Origin of the sequence: Candidatus Centipeda massiliensis, from assembly GCF_900290285.1 — a bacterium.
Taxonomy (GTDB): Bacteria; Bacillota; Negativicutes; order Selenomonadales; family Selenomonadaceae; genus Centipeda; species Centipeda massiliensis.
Window position 1 is genome coordinate 326,319 of record NZ_LT985754.1, and the last position, 21,185, is coordinate 347,503.

The window sequence follows — 21,185 nt, forward strand, 5'->3', positions numbered from 1 at the left end:
TGAAGTTTTGAGTGTACAACACTCAAGAAGATGCGGTGATGATGCCTGAACGGTTCCACCTGTTCCCATTCCGAACACAGTAGTTAAGCGTTCAAAGGCCGAGGGTACTTCGTTGGAGACGACGTGGGAGAGTAGGTAGTTGCCGCAATCACTCCTCGATAGCTCAGTCGGTAGAGCGTCTGACTGTTAATCAGAATGTCACTGGTTCGAGTCCAGTTCGAGGAGCCATTTTTGCATTTACAGCGGCGTCGCCGCTTTGGATAGTTGGGGTATCGCCAAGTCGGTTAAGGCACGGGACTTTGACTCCCGCATCCGTTGGTTCGAATCCAACTACCCCAGCCAATTTGTATCATTTTGGCGGGTACTGTGGCGCTGATAAAGGTTCACTAGCTCAGTTGGTAGAGCATCTGACTTTTAATCAGAGGGTCCCGGGTTCGAGTCCCGGGTGAGCCACCACTATTTTCTCACTTATCATGACTCACTAGCTCAACTGGCAGAGCAACTGACTCTTAATCAGTAGGTTCACGGTTCGATTCCGTGGTGGGTCACCATTATGGGCGATTAGCTCAGCTGGGAGAGCGCTTGCCTTACAAGCAAGATGTCGGCAGTTCGATCCTGTCATCGCCCACCATAGGTACTTATCCGATCTACGGCCCGGTAGTTTAGTTGGTTAGAATGCCGCCCTGTCACGGCGGAGGTCAGGGGTTCAAGTCCCCTTCGGGTCGCCATTTTTATGCCTCGGTAGCTCAGTTGGTAGAGCAGGGGACTGAAAATCCCCGTGTCAGTGGTTCGATTCCGCTCTGAGGCACCACTTCGTATATCATCACAGCGTCTGCGGCATACGCCGCTTGTGCATGTCGCTGGCGTAGCTCAATCGGTAGAGCAGCTGACTTGTAATCAGCAGGTTGGGGGTTCAAGTCCTCTCGCCAGCTCCACGCGGGTGTAGCTCAATGGTAGAGCCCCAGCCTTCCAAGCTGGTCACGTGGGTTCGATTCCCATCACCCGCTCCATTTTGCATTTCGCCGGGGTGGCGGAACAGGCAGACGCAGGGGACTTAAAATCCCCCGATCGAAAGATCGTACCGGTTCGATTCCGGTCCTCGGCACCAAATATCATACTCTATTGTCACGCGGTCGTGGCGGAATTGGCAGACGCGCTACTTTGAGGGGGTAGTGTTCACAAGACGTGTGGGTTCAAGTCCCACCGACCGCACCATCCTTTTCTTTACAATTTGATAGTCACGCGGTCGTGGCGGAATGGCAGACGCGCTAGCTTCAGGCGCTAGTGATGGCAACATCGTGGAGGTTCAAGTCCTCTCGACCGCACCATTTAACTTCATATCATGCGGTTGTGGCGGAATTGGCAGACGCGCTACTTTGAGGGGGTAGTGTTCACAAGACGTGTGGGTTCAAGTCCCACCAACCGCACCATTTGGAAACGTATCGCTGTAGGAAATTACAGCGATTTTTTGTTGCTGTTACTCATGCTTGCGATTTTATGCAGAATACGCTAGAATAATTGCAGGAGGGGAGTTTATGGCACTGGATACGGAAGAAGCACGTCGGGCATTGTACCGAGAAATCGTTCAGAGTTTAACATTGATGGATGATATCTTTATGACGGCGGTGTTTCAGAACAGTCTCCCCTGTGTCGATCTGGTCTTGCAGATTATCTTGGAGAAGCCGAATCTTCGCACGACGAGTGTCGTTACGCAGGATACACTCAAAAATCTTCACGGTCATGATGTGCGGCTTGACATTCACGCGTTTGCGGACGGGCAGGAATTCAACATCGAGATTCAGCGCGCGAAAAGGGGAGCAGAACCACGCAGGGCGCGTTATCACAGCAGCATGATGGATGCGAATGCGCTGCCTGAAGGAATGGATTATAAAAAGCTGCCCGAATCGTATGTGATCTTTATCACGGAGGCAGATGTACTTGGGAAGGGGAAACCGCTCTATCTGATAGGACGAACGATTGAGGGGGATGGGGAGTCCTTTGGAGACGGCTCGCATATTGTCTATGTAAATGGTTCGATGGTCGATACGGAGACGCCTCTTGGGCGGCTGATGCACGATTTTCAGTGCGTGCAGCCCGAGGAGATGTACTATCCGGTTCTTGCAGAGCGGGCGGGAGTGTTTAAGAATACGGAGAAAGGAGAGATTTATATGAGCTCGAAGTGGGAACAGTTTGTTCAGGAGATCAGCAAAGAGGCGATGGAGCGCGGCATGGAGCGTGGCATGGAGCGTGGCGCAGAAAATGCGTATCTTTCTTCTATCCGAGCAATGATGGAAAAGCTGTCGGTTACGGCAGAGAAGGCGATGGATGTGCTTGCGATCCCCCAGTCGGAGTGGAGCAGGTATAAGGCGATGCTCTGAAATGTGTTTTTGATTTAACAAGAGAACCCGTCGACAATCATGCCGACGGGTTCTCTTGTTTTGTGTCAAAACGCACGGAATTTTTCGCGCATATATGATATTTTATGATGTGTGTCGGTACGCGGGCAAAGAATACGCAGCATAATGCGCTATTTAGGGTGTCGAGGTACTGATGATATTTGAGTTGTTGGAGGGCATGGTGGAGCAGTATGGCGATTGAGGTAAAACGCGCGGGGGTACGGCGTGCGCAGTGCAGCTGCAGCATGCCCGCCGTCTGGTGGGCGCTCTCGTACGCGCGGGGCGCACTGGTTATCTTTCACAGCCCGCGCTCCTGTGCGCATGTGGTGCGTGAAAAGGATGTCGGCAGCTTTCATCGACTGATCGGCGCGGGCACCTACGCGCCGCCGTCGCCCGTACCGCTGCTGACGAGCGGGATCGGCGAGGGCGATGCGGTGTTTGGCGCGGCGGAGCGGCTGCGTGCGTGCATCCGTTTTGCGGCAGAAAGATATCGGCCGCGTGCCGTCTTTGTCGCGGGTTCCTGTGTGAGCGGCATCATTGGGGACGATACGAGGGCTGCGGCGGAGGAGATGGAGGAGGCGTTGGGGCTGCCCGTCGTTGCCGTGCCGACGGGCGGCTTTTTGGACGATGAGTCCTTCGACGGCTACCTGTCGGTTGCGCGGGTGCTGATGGATCGCTTTATGCAGCCGCCTGCGCGCGTGCGTCAGGGGACGGTGGTGTTTCTCGGGGACTACGGGGGGCTTTACAGTGCCTACGTGCAGGAGCTGAAGCGGCTGCTCGGCGGCCTCGGGCTGCAGCTGGCGGGGCAGTTTCCCACCTATACGCCGCTCGATGAGGTGCAGGCGGTGCCGGAGGCGGAACTCCTCGTCGTGCTCGGCAGTGCGATGTCCGATGAAAAGCAGGCGCTGCTCATCGCGTTCGCGGAGGAACTTCACACGCGCTTCGGTACGCCGTATTTCGCGGAGGCATTTGCGGGCGGCGCAGAGGAGACGGCACACTGGCTGCGCTGCATCGGCGCGCGCTGCCATCGGGAAGCGGCGGCGGAGGAGACGATCCGGCGTGAGGAGGCGGCGTTCGAGCGCAGTCTCGCGCGTGCGCGGGAGACGCTCGCGGGGCGGCGCACCGTGCTCGTCGTCGGGCGCGAACTGCACTGGCTGCAGCCCGAGATCCTCCTGCGCCTGATCGAAAGGGCGGGGGTACGGCTCTCCGGCATCATCCTCCTCGCGCTCTTTACCGAGGCGCAGCGCAGGGAGGTGGAGGACGGCCTTCGGGCGTGCTGCGATGTACCGATTCTCGCGGTGGAGGATCCCGCGAGTGAGGAGCTGCTGCGGTCGGCGGATTTCGTCTTTACGACACATGAGCTGGTGGACGTACAGCTGCGGCAGATCCTGCTCGGCAAGCTGCCTACGGTCGGCTGGGCGATGGAGCGGCAGCTCATCGAGGATATGGAGCACGTACTCTATCGGCATACGAGCAGGGGAGGGCTGATCTATGGATGAGGGAATTCTCTCCTTTGACGATATGTCCGTGTGGATGGAGAGCTGTGCGCTGACGGGCGCGGCGGCATTCTTCGCGGGGCTGCACGGCTGCGCCGTCGTGGTCAACGGGCCGCTGTGGTGCTACCTCTTTACGCAGCGGCACATCGAGCAGACACAGAGCGATATCTCCCACCGCATGAAATGCACGCAGCTCGACAACGATGCGATTGTGTTCGGCGCGGAGGAGTATCTGCGCGAGGCGCTGCAGGCGCATATCGAGCATCCGCCCGCGCTGCTCGCCGTCATCAGCGGCAGCTCGGCAAGTCTGATCGGCGATGATGTCGGTGCGATTGCGCGCGCGGCGGGCGTAACCTGCCCCGTGGTCGCCATTGACAGCGGCGGACTGACCGGCAGCTTCGCGGACGGATGGCGGCACGCCTCCTGCGCGGCGCTTGCGGTGCTGCTCCGCGAGACGGCGGCGCCCGCGCGGCACGGAGTCAACCTCATCGGCATGACTGCGTCCTACTACAACGGCGAGAACGATGCGCGGGAACTGGTACGCCTGCTGACGGGGGCAGGGTATGCGGTGCGCCATGTATTCGGGTGTGATATGTCCCCGGAGGACATCGATGCACTGGCGCAGGCAGAGCTCAATATTGTCGTGCATGACGAGCTCGGGCTTGCGGCGGCAAAGTATATCGAGCAGCGCTGCGGCACGCCCTGCATCGCCCCTCTTCCGCCCTATGGGCGTGCGGGGACGCGGCGGTGGCTGGAGGAGATCTTTGCCGCGCTGCCGCCCGCGCATGGGGAGGCTGCTATGGCGGAGATCGAGGAGGCGGAGCGCAGAGACTTTCTGCGGATCAACGATCTCAAGAATACGTGGGGCGAGCTGCGCTTTGATACCGCACTCATCCGCGCACCGCGGTCGGCGGCGTGGGGGCTTGCCGAGGCGCTGCGTACGGAGTGGGCGGATGTCCGGCATCTCGCTGTTGCGGCGCAGGTGCGCGATGCTGCCGCAGTGCAGATCGTGGATGAGCGGCTGACGGAAACGGATACGGTGCGGGCGCAGGAACTCCTCGCGGCGATGGAGCACGGACTGCTCATGGCGAGCAGCAGCGAGTCCGTGCTTTCCGATCCGTGCAGGATGCTCTACCTCCCCGTCGCCTATCCCGTTGTGGATCGCCTCTGCCTGTCGGATCAGCCGTTTATGGGGCTGCGCGGTGCGCGGCACATCGAGGACGCACTCTGGAACGGGAGTATCCTGCGGCGTGAGATATCCGTCCGCGCATAGGCAATTGGCAGCAAAAAGCTCCGAGCACGTACAGGTGCTCGGAGCTTTTTCTGTGGGGAGGTAAAATCATACCGCAATCCAATGCCTCCCACGCCGCAGGGGGGAGGGGGAGCGCGAGCGGTGGAAGGGGCGCCAGAGACTTGTATGACTTTCTTACGATAGAGAGTCATGGATCGTCCAAGGCGCCCCCACCGTCACGCTGTCGCGTGCCACCTCCCCCATTGTGATGGGGGAGGCTGATCTACCGCGTCCAATGCCTCCCACGCCGCAGCGGGGGAGGGGGACCGCGAGCGGTCAACGTCAGCCAATCACACATCGCTAACGCTCGTGTTCTTGGGACGTTTTCGCATACGACCTGTTTCCCAATCAGCTTCGTCCTACGGACTTGCTTCTTGGACAGGTCAGCAAGCGGTGGAAGGGGCGCCTGTGACTTGTATGACTTTCTTACGATAGAGAGTCATGGATCGTCCAAGGCGCCCCTACCGTCACGCTGTCGCGTGCCACCTCCCCCCATTGTGATGGGGGAGGCTTGGATTGCGTTAGAACTTCCAGTTGAAGCCGGCGTTAAAGGTCACGCCGCGCTGTTTGCCCGCCCAGCCCTCGACGCTGAGGTCAGCGGAGGCGTTCTTGCCCATGGGGGCTTTCCAGCCGAGTTCAAGGCTGCCGGAGAATCCCTTGAGGGATGGTGAAGGCGTGGTATGGGTGAATCCTCTGCCATATACGGTGGCGCTTGAATCGCCGCCAAACTCGTACTGCATGGAGGCGCCGAGGATGAGGGTGCCGCTGCCCTGCGGGATCATCCAGCGTGCGCCCGTGCGCAGACGCTGACTCTGCACGGCGTCGAACTCGTAGCGCTCACCCGTGGAGAGCGTTGCATCCGTGCCGTTCTGCCGCGTGTAGAAGTAGCGGACGTACAGCTCGCGCTCGTTGCCGCTCTGCTCCGTGACGCGCTGACCAAAGCCCAGATGTGCGCCGATGTAGTTCGTATCGGTATCATAGGAGGTCGGCGTGCCCGAAAGGACCGCCGAATAGTCCATGGATGAGCGTCCGAAGCGCAGGCTGCCCTCGTAGAACGTGCCGTCCTTCTGCTCCTGCCGGATGAAGCCGCCGACGCCGACGTAGCGGACGGAGCCGTCGCCGTGCGCATCATTGACGTAGCTGTCGTAGGTGCCGCGTCCGTACTCGACGATGGGGCCGAAGAGGATGCGCTCATCGCCGCGCAGGACTTCACGCGAGAAGCCGACGGCGAGGTTCATGCCCTTCATATCGACGTGGGAACCCGTCTCATGCCGCATGGAGGAGCCGCCGATGGCCGCAAATGGGGCAAAGCCCTCGGCTGCCGCCGCCTCGACGGATGCACTCGTCATGCCGCCGCCCGTCATGAGGTCTGCACCTGCGCCGAGGAAGGCTGCCGCTCCCGCCATCGTCTCGACGACGGACTTGCGGTTGTCCTCTGCCTGCCGCTTGAGGTCATCGGGCGTCGGTGTCGGCGTTGGTGTAGGTGTAGGTGTAGGTGTAGGCGTTGGTGTAGGTGTAGGCGTTGGTGTAGGTGTTGGTGTCGGTGTTGGCGTTGGTGGTGTCGGCGGTGGGGTTGGAGGTGTCGGTGGTGTTGGCGGCGGCGTTGGCGGTGTCGGCGGCGGTGTTGGGGGTTTCGGCGTTGGCTTATCGCCCTCGTCGATGGCGGAGCCGTCGGTCTTGACAATCAGCTCCTTATTATCCTCGGTGATGCCGATCTTCGCCGTAGTGACATCCGAGACGCCCTTCCAGACGGTCATGGTGGTCGTGCCGTCCTTCTGGATCTGCGCTTTCTCTGTGTAGAGGAGGCGCAGGCGCTTCTCCGTCTCATCGCCGCGCAGATGCGCCGTGATGTCCGTGCCCGTGAGGTCAGTATTGCTCGTGGACGAGAGCCAGAGCATCGTGTCGTCCTTCGTCATACCGGCGGGCAGCCAGAACTCGAGTTTTTGGAATCCATCGATGCGCTTTGCCTTGATGCCCTTGGTCTCCTTGACGACGAGCGCGTTGCCTGCGATGTTCTCCGTCGCGCCGTTTGCCTTGTACCCATAGAGCTGCGCCGCAGAGAGGTTGGGCGTGCCCGTGATGACGATGCGGTTATCCTTGACGGTTGCGACGGAGCCGGCAGTACTGCCCACGTTCGCAGCGCCGCCATAGATGCTGTCCTGATAGATGCCGCCGCTGATGTTCACAGTGTTCTCGTTTGCCGTCGCCTGTGCCGGCGCGCCGTCTGCGGTGGCGGAGCCGCCGATGATCTCCGACGTAAATGTACCGTATGCGAGGTTCAGCGTGTTCTCGTCTGCCGACGCCGTCGCAGCCGCCCCCTCCGCGTTGGCATTGGCCCTGCCGCCGCGAATCTCCTTCCACGGAGCAACGGCAGAGAGGGTGACGGTATTCTTTGATGCCGACGCAGTAACGGGGGCGTCCTTGCCGACCGCATCTGTTTTGCCGCCGTACACAGCGCTTGCCGCCGTCAGCGTGCCGCCCTCTACGGTGACGCTGTTGCTGTCTGCCGCAGCCGCTGCGCCCGCGAGCTCTGCCGTGCCATCGGCGACGCCGCCGATGAGCGCCTGCACTGTGCCGGAGGCGTTCTTCAGCTGCAGTACGTTTTCATTGGACGCAGCGGATGCGGTCTTCCCTGCCGCCCTTGTACGGGCAACGGCATGGCCCGCGCGGATGTGGGCGTCATCGAGCGCGGCATCCGTGAGATCGACCGTGTTCTTCGTGAGGGTGGCAGTCGCCGTGCCCGTCTCTGCGAAGACGTATGCCACACCGCCCCGCACGTCGCCCGCAAATGTGCCGNCTGTGCCGGAGGCGTTCTTCAGCTGCAGTACGTTTTCATTGGACGCAGCGGATGCGGTCTTCCCTGCCGCCCTTGTACGGGCAACGGCATGGCCCGCGCGGATGTGGGCGTCATCGAGCGCGGCATCCGTGAGATCGACCGTGTTCTTCGTGAGGGTGGCAGTCGCCGTGCCCGTCTCTGCGAAGACGTATGCCACACCGCCCCGCACGTCGCCCGCAAATGTGCCGCCCGTGCCCGTGACGGCGTTCTCCGTGAGTGTCGCCTGTACGTCCCCTGCATGGTCCGCCGGCAGCTTCACGGAGGCACCCACCGCGTTCTTTACCTTGCCGCCCGTATTCGTGACCGTATTCTTTGCGGCGGTCGCCGTGAAGGACGCGCCGTCCGCAGAGGTAGTTTGCTGCTCGATCTCTGCGCCCGCGACGCTGTTTGTCACCACACCCGCTGCCGCGACGGTGACGGCGTTCTCGGTCGCCGTGTATGCCGCTGCACCGCCAAAGGCGTTCGTCGCCATCATGTTCACGCCGCTCACGCTGCCTGCCGTGCCCTCCACGAGCCGCGCCGTGTTCCCCGTCGCCGTGAGCGCGGTATCGCCCGCCGCCGTGGCGCCAGGATCCCGCCGATAGGTGATGTATGCACCGCGGATGCTTTCCACGGCATTCGCCTTCGTCACGGTCGCAGCGTTCCTCTCGGCGATTACCGCCGCTGTGCCGTCTTTCTGGCGGACAGAGGTGTCTATGCCATAGACACCCCCAAGCGTCGTGCCGCTCCCCTCGGCGCTGTTCTCCCGGAAGGTCGCCGTGAGATCCGCCGACGCGTCCGTCTGCATCTCCGCATAGCTGCCCGCAAGATCTGCGATCTCCTTGCCCGCCGCGCTCGCACGGTTCTTCTCTGCGAGGAGCTCCGTCTTGCCCGCATTCGCGTTTTGCGCGAAGATATGGCTGCCGTAGATTTGGCCCGCGCTGAGATCCGCCCCGCGCGCCGTGATCATGTTCTCCTCGGCGGTGAGCTTCAGATTCCCCGCTGCATTCCGCGCCTCGATGCTGCTGCCGGCGAGGGCTGCCGAGGTGCTGCTCTCGACATCCGTGAGCGCGGCACTGTTCTTTGCTGCAGTCAGTTCTGCCGCGCCGAACGCCTTGCCCAGACGCAAAATGCCGCCGTAGGCGCTGCCCGCCTTGCCGTTCGTGAGCGTCAGCGTATTCTCCGTGAGCGACCCCGTGACGGTACGCGTCGTCGCTGCCGTCTGCGCCAATGTGCCATAGGCGCCATCTACCTCTGCAGTGGTACCATGTGTGCCAAGCACCTTGTTCTGCGTGACGGTGAGGCTGACATCGCCCGTCGTGCTCCCCGCCGAGGCGTAGCCGCCGTAGCTCTCCCCGTTCGTGACGGCAGCAGCGGCGAGGTTCAGCGTGTTGCCAGTGGTGACGGCGGCTGCCGTACCCGGCGTGCCGGATCCCGCACTATTTGTGCTTGCGTAGGAATTGCCGCCGTAGAGCTGCCCCAGGAACGTTCCCGCATCTGCCGTGACTGTATTCCCCTCTGTCCGTGCGGTCGCCGCCGCATTCACGGCAGTGGCATAGGTATCCGCACCGTAGACCGCCTGCCACGGAGCAGCTGCGGAGAGGGTGACGGTGTTCTCCGTCGCCGCCGCTGTGACGGGGGCGTCGCTGCCGACCGCCTCTGTTTTTCCGCCGTAGACCTTGTTCGCTGCTGTGAGGGTACCGCCCTCGAGGGTGACGCTGTTGCTGTCTGCCGCAGCCGTTGCGCCCGCGCGCTCTGCCGTGCCGGAGGCGGCGCCGCCGATGAGCTCCTGCGCTGTGCCGGAGGCGTTCTTCAGCTGCAGTACGTTTTCATTGGACGCAGCGGATGCGGTCTTCCCTGCCGCCCTTGTACGGGCAACGGCATGGCCCGCGCGGATGTGGGCGTCATCGAGCGCGGCATCCGTGAGATCGACCGTGTTCTTCGTGAGGGTGGCAGTCGCCGTGCCCGTCTCTGCGAAGACGTATGCCACACCGCCCCGCACGTCGCCCGCAAATGTGCCGCCCGTGCCCGTGACGGCGTTCTCCGTGAGTGTCGCCTGTACGTCCCCTGCATGGTCCGCCGGCAGCTTCACGGAGGCACCCACCGCGTTCTTTACCTTGCCGCCCGTATTCGTGACCGTATTCTTTGCGGCGGTCGCCGTGAAGGACGCGCCGTCCGCAGAGGTAGTTTGCTGCTCGATCTCTGCGCCCGCGACGCTGTTTGTCACCACACCCGCTGCCGCGACGGTGACGGCGTTCTCGGTCGCCGTGTATGCCGCTGCACCGCCAAAGGCGTTGTTGATGCGGATCTCGGCACCAAACAGTTTGGACAGCTTGCCCTCGTTGAGGTCTGCCTTGTTGCTCCCAGCGGTGAGCGTCGTATCTCCCGCCGCCGTCGCAGCGCCGTCGCGATTATAGGAAATCTTTGCCCCCGTGAAGCTGCCGCCGTCGTCGGTCAGCTTCGTCACGGTGATGGTGTTGCCCTCTGCGGTCACCTCTCCCGCGCCGTCTTTCTGCTTTGTCTCGGCAAGCGCACCATACGCATGGTACGAAGTGCCGCTCTGCACCTCTGCCGTATTCCCCGTGAGCTTTACCGTGAGGGCGGCATTCTCGGATGAGATGATGTCGGTATAGCCGCCGGCAAGGGTATTGGCAGTTTTGCCCCGCATGAGGGCGCGGTTCGCCGTCACCGTGGTCTCTGTCGTGCCCGCATTGCTGTTCCGCAGCTGGACGTGGCTGCCATACATCTCATTGGCCTTGAGCGCCGCGCCATCTGCCGTGACCGTGTTCTCCTCCGCACGGATCTGCAGACTGCCCTTCGCATCGTGCGCCTCTATGTAGGAGCCGCGGAATGCGACATTGCTATCGCTCTCGCTCACGGCGTTGGTGAGGACGACACTGTTCTTGGCGGCGTGCAGATCTGCCGCGCCGGCCGCCCTGCTCAGGGTCAGCCGACTGCCGTACACCTGGTACGCCTTGCCGCCTGTGAGCGTGACCGTATTCTCGGCAGCGGATGCCGTGATCGCCTGCCCTCCTGCCGCCGCAAGCTGGTCGAGCTTGCCATCGGCGCCGCGTACCACCGACGTAGCGCTCGTGAGCGTCCCGTCGATGCTGTTCTTCTCCGTCGTCAGGCTGAGCTTGCCCGTCTCACTGCTTACGGATGCATCGCCGCCCGTGATGTAGACGGTCGTACCATCCGTCGGAAATGCCGCCGCACCGGCGAGATGCAGCTTGTTCTCGGAAGCGGTCGTCGTCGCCGTTCCCGCCTTTGTCGTCGCATTCCCCCAGCCGGCCAAAATTCTCCTCTGGAACGTGCCCCCGTTCGCCCACAGCTCGTTGCCGCGCGCCGTCGCCGCGGCAGTACCGGTCGCGTCTTCGGTAATCGCCGACGTGTTGCCGCCATAGACGGTCTCCTTGAAGGTGCCGCCTGCGATGGTGAGCTGATTCGCATTTGCCGCAGTGGTGACGGCAGCAGCTTTCTTTGCACTGATGTCGCTGTATCCGCCTGCACTCACATACTTGAACGTGCCGGAGCCCGCCGCGATCGTGACGATGTTCCCGTTCGTCTCTGCCGTGCTCAGTGGAACGTGCGTGGCGCCTGCCTGCTGCTCTGCATGGGCGTAGCCGCCGTAGAATTTGTCTGCGCCCGCCTTTGCGGTCAGGTGGTTCTCATTTGCCTGCAGGGAGATGGAGGTCTTGGTCGGGCGCGCATACGCATATCCGCCATAGAGTTCCGCGACGGTATCGCCCGTGGTGAAGGTGAGGCTGTTGCGCAGCGCCTTCGCCTCGCTGCGTGCATCCGTTTCTGTTATGGCCGTGCCGCCGTAGAGGAATGTCGATGCGGCAAAGCTGCCGCCCGTGACGGACGCCTCACTGTCTGTCACTGCTGCCGTGCTGTTGACGCTCTTGGTCTGTGCATAGGCTGCGCCGCCCGCAACGGTGATCTCACCGCCCTCGGGGACGCTATACGTGCCGCCCTCGATGGTGACCTTGCTGTGCGCGACGTCTGCCACGCCCCGCGTCGCGCCGCCGCCGTCGCCCTCCTTGGACACGGCGAGACCGCCGATGATGCCCCGCTGCGCCTCAGGTGTGGTGGCGTCGAGCTTGAATGTGCAGTTCTTGATGGTGACCTCCGCGCCGGAGATCTTTGCGGTGCCGCCATGCTCCAGCCATGCGTTTGCGCCGATGGCGCCGCCGATCGTGCCGCTGTTCACGATCGCCTTGCCGCCCGCGTTCGTGCCCGTGAACTGGATCGTACCGTCGGTCGCGCTGATACTCCTCCACGCGCCTGCGACGAACGTGGGGCGGTGGTAGCTGCCCGCGAGATAGTAGACCTCGGGCGATGCCCCGCCGCCGTCCGTGCCGACGGTGATGGTCGCCGCCGTGCCGTCCGTGCTGCCCGCGATGCCTTGGGACGCCACGGTATCCGTTGTGACGGTGCTGCTGACCATGGGGTCGGCAAGGGCGTACGGCATGCCGCCGAGCGTGAATGCACCCGCCGCGAGCGCGGCGAGGATGCGCGGGGTGAGGGATTTGGATTTGTGGGTGTGGTGTCGTTTCATGGGGGTGACTCCTTTCTGGATGCGTTTTATTTGTAGGGAGGTGCTTCCTTGTGGCGATGTTGTTTCATGATGTGACTCCTTTCGTGGGTGAAGGCTATTGAGGGGGCGATGGGTGTTTCTTTCCAATTCTTACTGTAGCATATTTCTGAAAAAAGCGTACTGTCACAAATAACAGGGGTCAAACGTCCTGATTTTCTGGAAAGCCTTGTATTTCCTAGGGGAAGGGGATTTTGGGGGAGAAAAATTTTTAGAGAATTTTGTTGGCAATCCCATGGAGAATACGATAGAATGATGACAGGAGGGATTCGATGCTTGATACAGAGGAAGCGCGGCGTGCGCGCTACCGGGAAATCATTCAGAGCCTTACGCTGATGGACGATATATTTATGACGGCGGTGTTTCAAGACAGCCTCCCGTGCGTTGATCTTGTCCTGCAAATTATTCTGGATCGCCCGAATCTCAGAGCGACGCGCGTCGTCACGCAGGACACGCTGAAGAATCTGCACGGGCATGACCTGCGGCTTGACATTCACGCATTTGCGGACGGGCAGGAATTTAAGGAAGCACTGATAAATTCAGCACCGCCATCTTGGCGTATTCTTTTCGCCCTGCCTGTGTCAACAAATCCTCCACATAGCGCAACGGCTATGCGTCCGGTTTGTTTCCTTGGCAGGACAAAAATTCTGCACCAATCTGACGGACTTCATTTTATCAGCGATTCCTTAACATTGAAATCCAGCGTGCAAAGAAGGGCGCGCTACCACAGCAGTATGATGGACGCAAATGCGCTGCCCGAGGGTGCAGACTATGTGAAGCTGCGGAGTCGTATGTAATCTTCATTACGGAGACGGATGTACTCGGAATGGGGCAGCCGCTCTATGTGATTGAGCGTGTGATTCGGGGCGGCGGCGGTCGATTTGACGACGGTACGCATATCATCTATGTGAATGCGTCAATGGCGGATACGACTACGCCGCTTGGGCGGCTGATGCACGATTTTCGGCGTGTGCGGTCTGAGGAGATGTACTATGAGGTGCTTGCAAAGCAGGCGGGAGCGTTTAAGAAACATGAGAGAGGAGAGATTCGCATGAATGCGGCATTGGAGAAGCTGATTGAGGAAGTCAGTGAGGAAAAAGTGGAACGTGCCAGAGAGACGGAGCGCCTTTCGTCTATTCGCCGCATGATGGAAAAACTGTCGGTCACAGCCGAAAAGGCGATGGACGTGCTTGCCATTCCGCAATCTGAGTGGGGACGCTACAAGGCGATGCTTTGAGCAGTGTTTGACAGGAAAGGGACTGTGCCGTGCGCACAGTCCCTTTGTGTCCTGAAAAATTGTTGATGTTTCCGTAGGAATGCAGATATAATAGGGAGAGATTGTGGTAAAGGAGGAGTGGACGGTGGTGCTCGTACGTTTTTTGCTCGTTCTATGCGTCTTTTTGGCGCCGCTGCGTGCTCTTGCCGCTGCACCGAGTGATCTGCCATCGCTCTACTTCGTGTGTGCGGCGGCGTCGGAGGCGGCGTACAGCGGGGAACTGCCGGAGCTGCTGCGTGCGCGTCTCGCGGCGGCGGGGTGGCAGATCGCGTCGTATGAGACGCCGGGGTACAAGGGGACGGTTGGGCGGTTCTTTCACATGGTGCGGAGATCGGAGGACGGGGGCGAGACGCATCTGATCGCCTTTCCGGGGACGGAGCGCGGGAGCGATGTGTGGACGGATCTGCGGCTCGGGCGTGCCGTGTTCGGTGGGACGACGCCCGCAGAGTTCCTTGCCCTGCGCGATGTGCGTGTGACGGATCGCAAGGAGACGCCTCTTGTGCATCGCGGATTCCTCGACTACACGCAGGCGGCTCTCTTTACGGATGTGATGCCCGGTTACGGCAGCCGTACGGCGGGCGAGGTGATGGCGGATGAACTGCGCGCGCATCCTGCGGCGCAGGTGTTCCTGACGGGGCACAGTCTCGGCGGGGCGGCGGCAGTTCTGGCGGCGGCGCGGCTCTCGGATATGGGGGTGCCGGCGGAGCAGCTCGTTGTGACGACGTTCGGTGCGCCTGCGGTCGGGAATGCGGCGTTTGCGCGCCGCTATGAGGGGCGGTTTACACTGCATCGCGTGGTGATGAGCGGCGATCCGATGAAGGATGTGCTGGCCGCGCCGCTCGGGTTTCAGCAGTTCGGGGAGCGTGAGGCATGGACGCCCGCGCGCTCTGTGGCGAAGTTCCCGCACGCGATGATCGTCTATGTGGATGCGGCGATCCGCCGTCTCTACGATGCGTATGGCGGGACGGGCGCCCATCTGTTCCTGCTGGGGCAAGCGAGCCGTACGAAGGGGCGGACGCTCTATGTCCCGCCGATTGAAACGGCACTGGACGAGCCGCTCGCAGAGGATGCACCCTATATGACGGCGGTGCTGCGTGATGCGCTCCATGTGCGGAATGCAGCGGTCGTGTTCGCGGCGGGCAGCGGCGGGCTGTCGGAGGAGGGGCTTCTCAGCGGGCTGAACGAGCATCTCGCGGCGGCGCGTGCCTCGGGCGCGGAGGAGATGGTCGCCTATCGGATTGCGGGGGCGAAAATCCGCGATGCGCATGAGACGTATCGTATCACGCTTGAGCGCGCCGTGTACGATATGGACGGCAATCTGATCGCGGCGGGGTCGCGCTCGGCACGGACGGGGACGCTGACGCCGATTGAGACGGTGCTGTATCTGTTTGCGCAGGATTAGGAGCGCCCCTATCGCCTCGCCGCAGACTGAAGGCCTCCCCCGTGCGCCACCACGGGGGAGGGAGACCGCGAAGCGGTGGAAGGGGTGCCTGTGGGAGCGGCGACTCTTTTTCGATGGAGTACAGGTCGAGGCCTTTGAGCGATGGAGGAAAGGCAATCTCATGCGTGACTACAAGTCAAAGTCAAAGCAATACGCAAAAGAGATGCGGCACAGCATGACGCCTGAAGAACGACGTCTTTGGTATGATTTTTTGTCAAAGCATTCCTGCCATTTTCGCCGACAGCAGCCCATCGGAAAATATATTGTAGATTTCTATGCGGTTTCACTGCGCCTTGCTGTTGAGGTGGACGGAAGTCAGCATTTCGAGGAAGACGTGCGCCTCTATGATGATGCGCGGACGAAATTTTTGGGGGAGCACGATATTCGCCTGCTCCGCTTTACGAATGAACAAATTCAAAGAAAATTTTCCGATGTCTGTGCGGCGGTTGAACGGGCGATTGCCGATATTCAATTAGGGGATGATGTGTGCGGGGCAGAAGAGGATGGGCACGTGTATTGATGTCAGATCGTTGCACGAGTCATAGGCTACTCTATCGACAGAGAGTCGAATGAGCGAGTGGCGCCCCTATCGCCTCACTGCGTTCGGCACTTCCCCCGCATCGGCGGGGGAAGCTAAAAGAGCAGGATGGGCGTACACTAAAAGCCTCGTACGGACGAGGGAAGCTAATATGCCGCAGACGAAAAGCCTCCCCCGTGCGGCACGGGGGAGGGGGACCGCGAAGCGGTGGAAGGGGCGCCTTGGACGATTTGTAATTTTCTGCCGTGAGAGAGCCACATGAGATACAAGCGCCCCTATCGGCTCACTGCGTTCGCCACTTCCCCCGCATCGGCGGGGGAAGCTAAAAGAGCAGGATGGGCGCCGTGGACGGGGCAAGCGAAATAAGTGTCAAAAGGGAAGGATGAAATTATGCTCGTGGAGGATCTATGGCGGCTGTTCGATATCATCGGGACGCTCGCCTTTGCTGTGTCGGGGGCGCTCGTGGGGCTTTCACGGCGCATGGACATCTTCGGCATCTCGGTGCTCGCGCTCGCAACGGCGGTCGGCGGCGGGATGGTGCGCGATATGCTGGTCGGCATCACGCCTCCGATGGCGCTGCGGGATACGACGAATTTTCTCCTCTCGGTGGGGGTTGCGCTCGCGACCTCGCTGCTCTATCAGTGGACGGCGCTGCACCGTATGCGGCGGCAGCGTCTGCTGACGATCTTCAACGTGTCGGATACGATCGGGCTGGCTGCCTTTACGATTACGGGTGCACTGACGGGTGTGCGCGTCGGCGGCGAGGCGAGCTATGTGCTGCCGATCTTACTCGCGGCGACGACGGCGGTGGGCGGCGGCATGATCCGCGACGTGCTCGCGCAGCGGATGCCCGTCGTGCTCTACGCCGAGGTCTATGCGGCGGCATCGCTCGTGGGGGCGTTTGTCTTTTGCACGCTGCGCTTTACGCTCGGAGTGGAGGCGGACTCGTGGCTCGCGTTCCTGCTCGTGCTCCTGATCCGCTTTGCGGCAATCCACTGGAACTGGAGCCTCTATCATCCGCGCCCGCCGAAGCGGCACCGTGAGGATAAAATGGAGGAGTAACGGAGCGCCTCTTCGGTCATGCCGACGCATACTGCTCCCTAACATTGCAAAAAATCCCCGCACGCCGGAATGTCCGATGTGCGGGGATTTCGTGTGTGAAGCAAGTCAGTCTTAGCAGTCGACGGCGACCATAACGGACGTTGCCTTGATGATGGCACAGGCCTCTTTGCCAACGGCAAGACCAAGCTCCTCAATCGCGCTCAGGCTAATGGTCGCGGTGATGACATCGCCGCCCTTCAGTTCGATGCGGACGATACCGTTGACGGCACCCTTCTCGATGGCGACAACCTTGCCGCTGAGCTGGTTACGTGCACTGAGTTTCATACAGTTCCCTCCTTTTTATGTGCTAACTAATACAGTATAGCATAAATCCCCCACAAAGTTTGTGATAAAGGTCACAAGTATTGTGGAGGATTTTAGGAATCACTGATAAAATGAAGTCCGTCAAGATGATGGTGCTGAATTTATCAGTGCTTCCTTTATTGTTTAGCGGATAAATACGACGTTCGTTGCGTCGAGGAAGCCGCTCACGCTGTTTTCGAGGAGGAGGCGGTTCGCATCCGCCGCCGAGAGGACGGGGTTCGCACCGCCGTCGACCGCAACGGCGCGGAGGCGCAGCGGATTTGTACCCGCGCGTGTAGCGTCGGCTGCGCTATGTGCGTAGGATGCCATACCGCTGGAGACGATCTTATCGGCATCGAGGTTCTTGTAGCCGTAGATGGGGCGGCCGTTCTCTGCCTTGACGACGGGGCTCATGACGGGGCGCAGTCCAAGCCCCGTACAGTCGATGATGACGCCCGTGTAGCCGCCGACTGCTGTGCCCGTGGGCGCAATCGCGGCGGGAGGCGTGGTCGGAGCCACTGGAGCGGGAACCGTCGGCGCAGCGGGAACGGTAACCGCAGGTGCCTCCGGCACAGCGGGTGCGGGTACAGTCGGAGCAGTGACGGCGGGTGCCGTGGGTACTGCGGGGACGATGACGACACCAGCGGATGCTGCGGGTGTCGTTGTCACGGCTGGCGCAGGAGTCGCTGTCTGTGGCCGCTCAATTTTCCGATCACCGCGATCGTATGTGCCGCTGCCCGTGGTATCGTAGCTCTGCGGACGATAGGGCGTGTAGACGCTCGCGGGGCTTGTCCACGGCTCGGGCGTCTTGTTTGGCACAAAGATCGTGCTTGCAAGCGAGCTGGCACCGTAGACGGGGACTTCGAGCGTTACGGTGTAGGAGCCGTCGCGCTGCTGCTTTTCCTCGACCACGGAGGCACCCTTGATGAGTGCGCTCACATGGGTGCGTACGGTCGTGTTCGTGAGCATCAAATTTTCCACGGTGGTGGTGGCATCGACGCTGACACCGCCGATCTGCTCGGCGATCTGACGATAGGCGTCGGAGATCGCGGCGCGTCGGGCAAGTGCCTCCGCCTGTGCGCCGCTCGCTCCGGCAGGGGCTACGCCGAGTCCTGTGGCGCGGATGTTGCCGCCGTCCCAGCTGGACGCTGCCTCCGTCATGCCATGCGTACCGATCATAAGTGCGAGCATGAGGATGGCGAGTCCGATGGCTTTTAGAGTCTGCATAGATATTCCTCCTTGAAATTGTTTGAAGAATACGTTCATATCGACTATCTCAAATGAAGGATAAAAAAACATGAGAAAAACATTAGTATTAGATAAGATGGAGTGTGCAATATAGTTGCAAACGGGAATTATTTATACTATAATAAATGGGACACGAGTGACAGTGCGTGTCTCGCAAACAGCCTGTTTTTGATGGGAGGTCATTTGATGAAGAAGAAGTTTTTGGCGGCGGCGCTTGGTGCGGCAATGGGACTCTCTCTGTATGCGGCTCCGACGGATGCACACGGCGTGTTCTACGCGAACCGCCTCGATCAGAAGGCACTCGTACTCGGCGAGGGTCCTCTGGACAATGCGTACGATCCCGCGTGCGTGCAGCGCATTGATGCGTACGATGTGAATTTCCAGCCGACGACGGTGGAGCGTGTCGACACGGACAAGAATGTGCTCATCGTACCCGGAGAGGATCTCGGCGTGACGGCGACGTTCTTCGACTATGGCTATTTTGCCAAGACGACGGACGGCAAGGTGATTCCGACGCGTGACTACTCCGATATCGAGAATCTGGTGTCCGTGACGTACGCATACAAGTACAACGTTCACTATTGGAATCCGTCGGTAAAGCCGGCGGGGCTTTACAATGTGCCGATCCAGATCGTGCCGTCGGTGAATCCGCTGACGCTGCGCCGCGGCGATACGCTCCGTCTGCGCATCTACAAGGACGGTCAGCCGTACGCAAACGCGCCCGTGATTGCGGATGTGCTCGGCGACCTGACGACGGAGACGCAGGCGGATGCGAACGGCTATGTAAACGTGCGCGTTGCGAACAATGGTCTGAACGTCATCGGCGTAGAGGTCGGTTTCCCGACGGACAACCCAAATGTGACGAAGAAGATCTTCAGCTCTCTCTCGTTCATCATTCCGGCGGAGTAAGGAATCGCTAAAAATAGGAAAGCGCAGCTGCGTGACGGCTGCGCTTTTTTTGTGCGGGCTATACTTATCATAGTTTTTTACTATAAAATAAAACAATAATATAAATGGGACAAAAGTCTAGACGGGGGGTGGAACGTGTTATAATTTTAGCACATGTTAGATTGTGGATAAGTGTATTTGATCTGATTTAACATGTGATAAAATGTCGCGCCGCAGACCGTATGGAATGCGGCGAAGCGGAACGAAGTGCGGGGATCGTGTGCGCGTGGAGGCGGCACAGAGCATCGTGCTTCCGAAAGGACGGTAGAGAGCATGAAGAAGAAAGAGGCAAGGATTCTAGCGGCGGCGCTTCTCACAGGCAGCACCCTGCTCGCAGCGGGGAACGCAGGGGCAGCACCTGCGGACAGCGACCGCAGCAGCGCATCGCGCGAGATCCAGCGCGTGGGGAGCGATGTTCGTCAGGAGGCGGAGAAGAACGCAAAGCCCATGGACGTGCGGAACATGAACGTGCGTGTGAGTGCGGTCATTGTCACGGGCGCAGACCGCATGAGCGAAAAGACGGTGCGCGCCCTGCTGCCCGAACTCTCACGCGACACGGTGAACATCCGCAAACTCTCGCAGGAGATCCAGAGCGTCAACGACACGGGTGCGCTCGTCCTCGGAACGGAGTTTACGCCCGCAGGAGCAGGAGCCTATCGCGTCACCGTCAGCGTACAGGAGAAAAAGAGCGATCATGTCCGCCTCTCGGTGAGCAATACGGGAACCGACGAAACGGGCGACTGGCGCACCTCGCTCACCTACCTCAACACGAATTTCTCGGGCAGTGCCGATACGTTCGGCGCGGCATTTGTCACCTCTCCCGGGCACTTCGGCGATGTAAAGGTCGGGGCACTCTCCTATCGGAAACTCATGCCGCAGTGGAAGGGCGCCGTCTCCGCGAGCGTCAGCCACGGGCGCACGAACATCGACAACTATCCCACGGGAACGAGCCTCTATGACCTCAACATCGGCGGCAAGAGCACGAGTGCCGACCTGCACTATCAGCGCTTCCTCTCCTACACCTCGCGCAACAAGGACATCCTCGACTTTGGGATCGGGTATCGGCGCACGGAGAGCGACTATGACTTCAAATTTGGCAGACGCGTCAAATTCGAGAACGACTACCGCGTCCTCCTCGCCACGGCGACCTATCTGCACGCGGAGCGCAAAGCGAACAGCACATTCGCATACAACGTGGGGCTTGCGACCAACATCAATGGGGATGCAGCAGCCTATGAGCGCATTGCGCCGGGCAGCGACCACCAGTTCACCCTCCTGCGTGCGGGGGTAAACTATCAGGCACGCACGGCAGGCGACTGGATCGGCGCAGTGCGTCTCACGGGACAGTATACGAAGGATCACATCGTTCCCTCCGAGCAGATCGGAGCGGGCGGACAGATGAGCGTACGCGGCTTCGACGAGCGTGCGATCGGTGCGGACAAGGGATTCGTCGGAAGCCTTGAGATCTACACACCGGAGATCATGAAGCACACGCGCCTCCTCGCGTTCACGGACTATGCGCATCTCTCGAACAACAAGAGCAGCGCGAACCGCAACCTGATCTTTGACAGTGAGAGCATCGCGAGCGCGGGACTTGGTGTGCGCTATGCGGACGGGCATTTCTCGCTCGCGCTCGACTATGCGCGGATCCTGCGCGACGCGGACAAGGTGAACCTCAATAAGCAGAACAGCCGCCATTGGAACCTGATGGCGAGTGTGAATTTCTAAGGGGCGC

General features: G+C 60.6%; 10 protein-coding genes, 13 tRNA genes, 1 rRNA gene and 4 pseudogenes. 24 read left to right on the plus strand and 4 right to left on the minus strand.

Going from position 1 to position 21,185, the window contains the following annotated elements; translation table 11 throughout:
• Window positions 1-31: 31 nt before the first annotated feature.
• From rrf to C8273_RS01630, 17 genes are all read left to right on the plus strand, one after another.
• Window positions 32-148: ribosomal RNA gene (gene rrf / locus C8273_RS01550) — 5S ribosomal RNA — on the plus strand.
• A gap of 4 nt (window positions 149-152) precedes the next feature.
• Window positions 153-228: transfer RNA gene (locus tag C8273_RS01555), tRNA-Asn, on the plus strand.
• 37 nt (window positions 229-265) lie between these two features.
• Window positions 266-342: transfer RNA gene (locus tag C8273_RS01560), tRNA-Gln, on the plus strand.
• Between the two features lie 38 nt (window positions 343-380).
• A tRNA-Lys gene (locus C8273_RS01565) sits at window positions 381-456 on the plus strand.
• A gap of 19 nt (window positions 457-475) precedes the next feature.
• Window positions 476-551, plus strand: a tRNA-Lys gene (locus C8273_RS01570).
• 4 nt (window positions 552-555) lie between these two features.
• Window positions 556-631: transfer RNA gene (locus tag C8273_RS01575), tRNA-Val, on the plus strand.
• A gap of 20 nt (window positions 632-651) precedes the next feature.
• Window positions 652-728 (plus strand) — tRNA-Asp (locus C8273_RS01580).
• Between the two features lie 7 nt (window positions 729-735).
• Window positions 736-811: transfer RNA gene (locus tag C8273_RS01585), tRNA-Phe, on the plus strand.
• A gap of 48 nt (window positions 812-859) precedes the next feature.
• A tRNA-Thr gene (locus C8273_RS01590) sits at window positions 860-935 on the plus strand.
• Between the two features lies 1 nt (window position 936).
• Window positions 937-1,010: transfer RNA gene (locus C8273_RS01595), tRNA-Gly, on the plus strand.
• An 11-nt stretch (window positions 1,011-1,021) separates the two neighbouring features.
• Window positions 1,022-1,108 (plus strand) — tRNA-Leu (locus C8273_RS01600).
• A gap of 21 nt (window positions 1,109-1,129) precedes the next feature.
• Window positions 1,130-1,215: transfer RNA gene (locus C8273_RS01605), tRNA-Leu, on the plus strand.
• Between the two features lie 27 nt (window positions 1,216-1,242).
• Window positions 1,243-1,328: transfer RNA gene (locus C8273_RS01610), tRNA-Leu, on the plus strand.
• Between the two features lie 16 nt (window positions 1,329-1,344).
• A tRNA-Leu gene (locus C8273_RS01615) sits at window positions 1,345-1,430 on the plus strand.
• A 105-nt stretch (window positions 1,431-1,535) separates the two neighbouring features.
• Window positions 1,536-2,378: a PD-(D/E)XK nuclease family transposase gene (locus C8273_RS01620; RefSeq protein ID WP_106626099.1), complete on the plus strand. Its 843-nt coding sequence runs from the start codon at window positions 1,536-1,538 to the stop codon at window positions 2,376-2,378.
• A gap of 209 nt (window positions 2,379-2,587) precedes the next feature.
• On the plus strand, window positions 2,588-3,895 hold the full coding sequence (locus C8273_RS01625) for a nitrogenase component 1 (protein ID WP_106626100.1): 1,308 nt from the start codon (window positions 2,588-2,590) through the stop codon (window positions 3,893-3,895).
• A complete protein-coding gene (locus tag C8273_RS01630; RefSeq protein ID WP_106626101.1) occupies window positions 3,888-5,165 on the plus strand; it encodes a nitrogenase component 1 in 1,278 nt (425 codons plus the stop codon). The genes C8273_RS01625 and C8273_RS01630 overlap by 8 nt, the downstream gene beginning before the upstream one ends.
• 539 nt (window positions 5,166-5,704) lie before the next feature.
• Here C8273_RS01630 and C8273_RS13530 read toward each other — a convergent pair.
• A pseudogene (locus C8273_RS13530) lies at window positions 5,705-7,810 on the minus strand (autotransporter outer membrane beta-barrel domain-containing protein); the annotation flags it as partial.
• A 5,057-nt stretch (window positions 7,811-12,867) separates the two neighbouring features.
• Here C8273_RS13530 and C8273_RS01640 point away from each other — a divergent pair.
• A pseudogene (locus C8273_RS01640) lies at window positions 12,868-13,119 on the plus strand (hypothetical protein); the annotation flags it as partial.
• On the opposite strand, the pseudogene C8273_RS12910 reads toward C8273_RS01640, so the two are convergent.
• Window positions 13,115-13,266, minus strand: a pseudogene (locus C8273_RS12910) (secretion protein HlyD). The pseudogenes C8273_RS01640 and C8273_RS12910 overlap by 5 nt on opposite strands.
• On the opposite strand from C8273_RS12910, the pseudogene C8273_RS01650 reads away from it, so the two are divergent.
• The 4 genes and pseudogenes from C8273_RS01650 (at window position 13,207) to C8273_RS01665 (ending at window position 16,912) form a co-directional block, all read left to right on the plus strand.
• Window positions 13,207-13,832, plus strand: a pseudogene (locus tag C8273_RS01650) (hypothetical protein). The pseudogenes C8273_RS12910 and C8273_RS01650 sit on opposite strands and share 60 nt — an antisense overlap.
• 103 nt (window positions 13,833-13,935) lie before the next feature.
• Entirely contained in the window at window positions 13,936-15,273 is a 1,338-nt protein-coding gene (locus tag C8273_RS01655) for a lipase family protein (protein ID WP_407695395.1), read from the plus strand.
• A 160-nt stretch (window positions 15,274-15,433) separates the two neighbouring features.
• On the plus strand, window positions 15,434-15,832 hold the full coding sequence (locus tag C8273_RS01660; protein WP_106626104.1) for an endonuclease domain-containing protein: 399 nt from the start codon (window positions 15,434-15,436) through the stop codon (window positions 15,830-15,832).
• Window positions 15,833-16,240: 408 nt separating this feature from the next.
• A complete protein-coding gene (locus C8273_RS01665) occupies window positions 16,241-16,912 on the plus strand; it encodes a trimeric intracellular cation channel family protein (RefSeq protein WP_106626105.1) in 672 nt (223 codons plus the stop codon).
• A 111-nt stretch (window positions 16,913-17,023) separates the two neighbouring features.
• Here the strand turns inward: C8273_RS01665 and C8273_RS01670 are convergent, their stop codons facing one another.
• Together C8273_RS01670 and C8273_RS01675 are read right to left on the minus strand one after the other, a co-directional pair.
• Entirely contained in the window at window positions 17,024-17,236 is a 213-nt protein-coding gene (locus C8273_RS01670; protein ID WP_106626106.1) for a TOBE domain-containing protein, read from the minus strand.
• Window positions 17,237-17,398: 162 nt separating this feature from the next.
• A complete protein-coding gene (locus C8273_RS01675) occupies window positions 17,399-18,481 on the minus strand; it encodes an LPP20 family lipoprotein (protein WP_106626107.1) in 1,083 nt (360 codons plus the stop codon).
• 207 nt (window positions 18,482-18,688) lie between these two features.
• Between C8273_RS01675 and C8273_RS01680 the strand changes: the two genes are divergently transcribed.
• Window positions 18,689-19,411 (plus strand): DUF4198 domain-containing protein, encoded by a 723-nt coding sequence (locus C8273_RS01680; RefSeq protein WP_106626108.1) that lies wholly within the window; start codon window positions 18,689-18,691, stop codon window positions 19,409-19,411.
• 312 nt (window positions 19,412-19,723) lie between these two features.
• Window positions 19,724-21,178, plus strand: a complete 1,455-nt coding sequence (locus tag C8273_RS01685) for a ShlB/FhaC/HecB family hemolysin secretion/activation protein (RefSeq protein ID WP_106626109.1) — start codon at window positions 19,724-19,726, stop codon at window positions 21,176-21,178.
• Window positions 21,179-21,185: the final 7 nt, after the last annotated feature.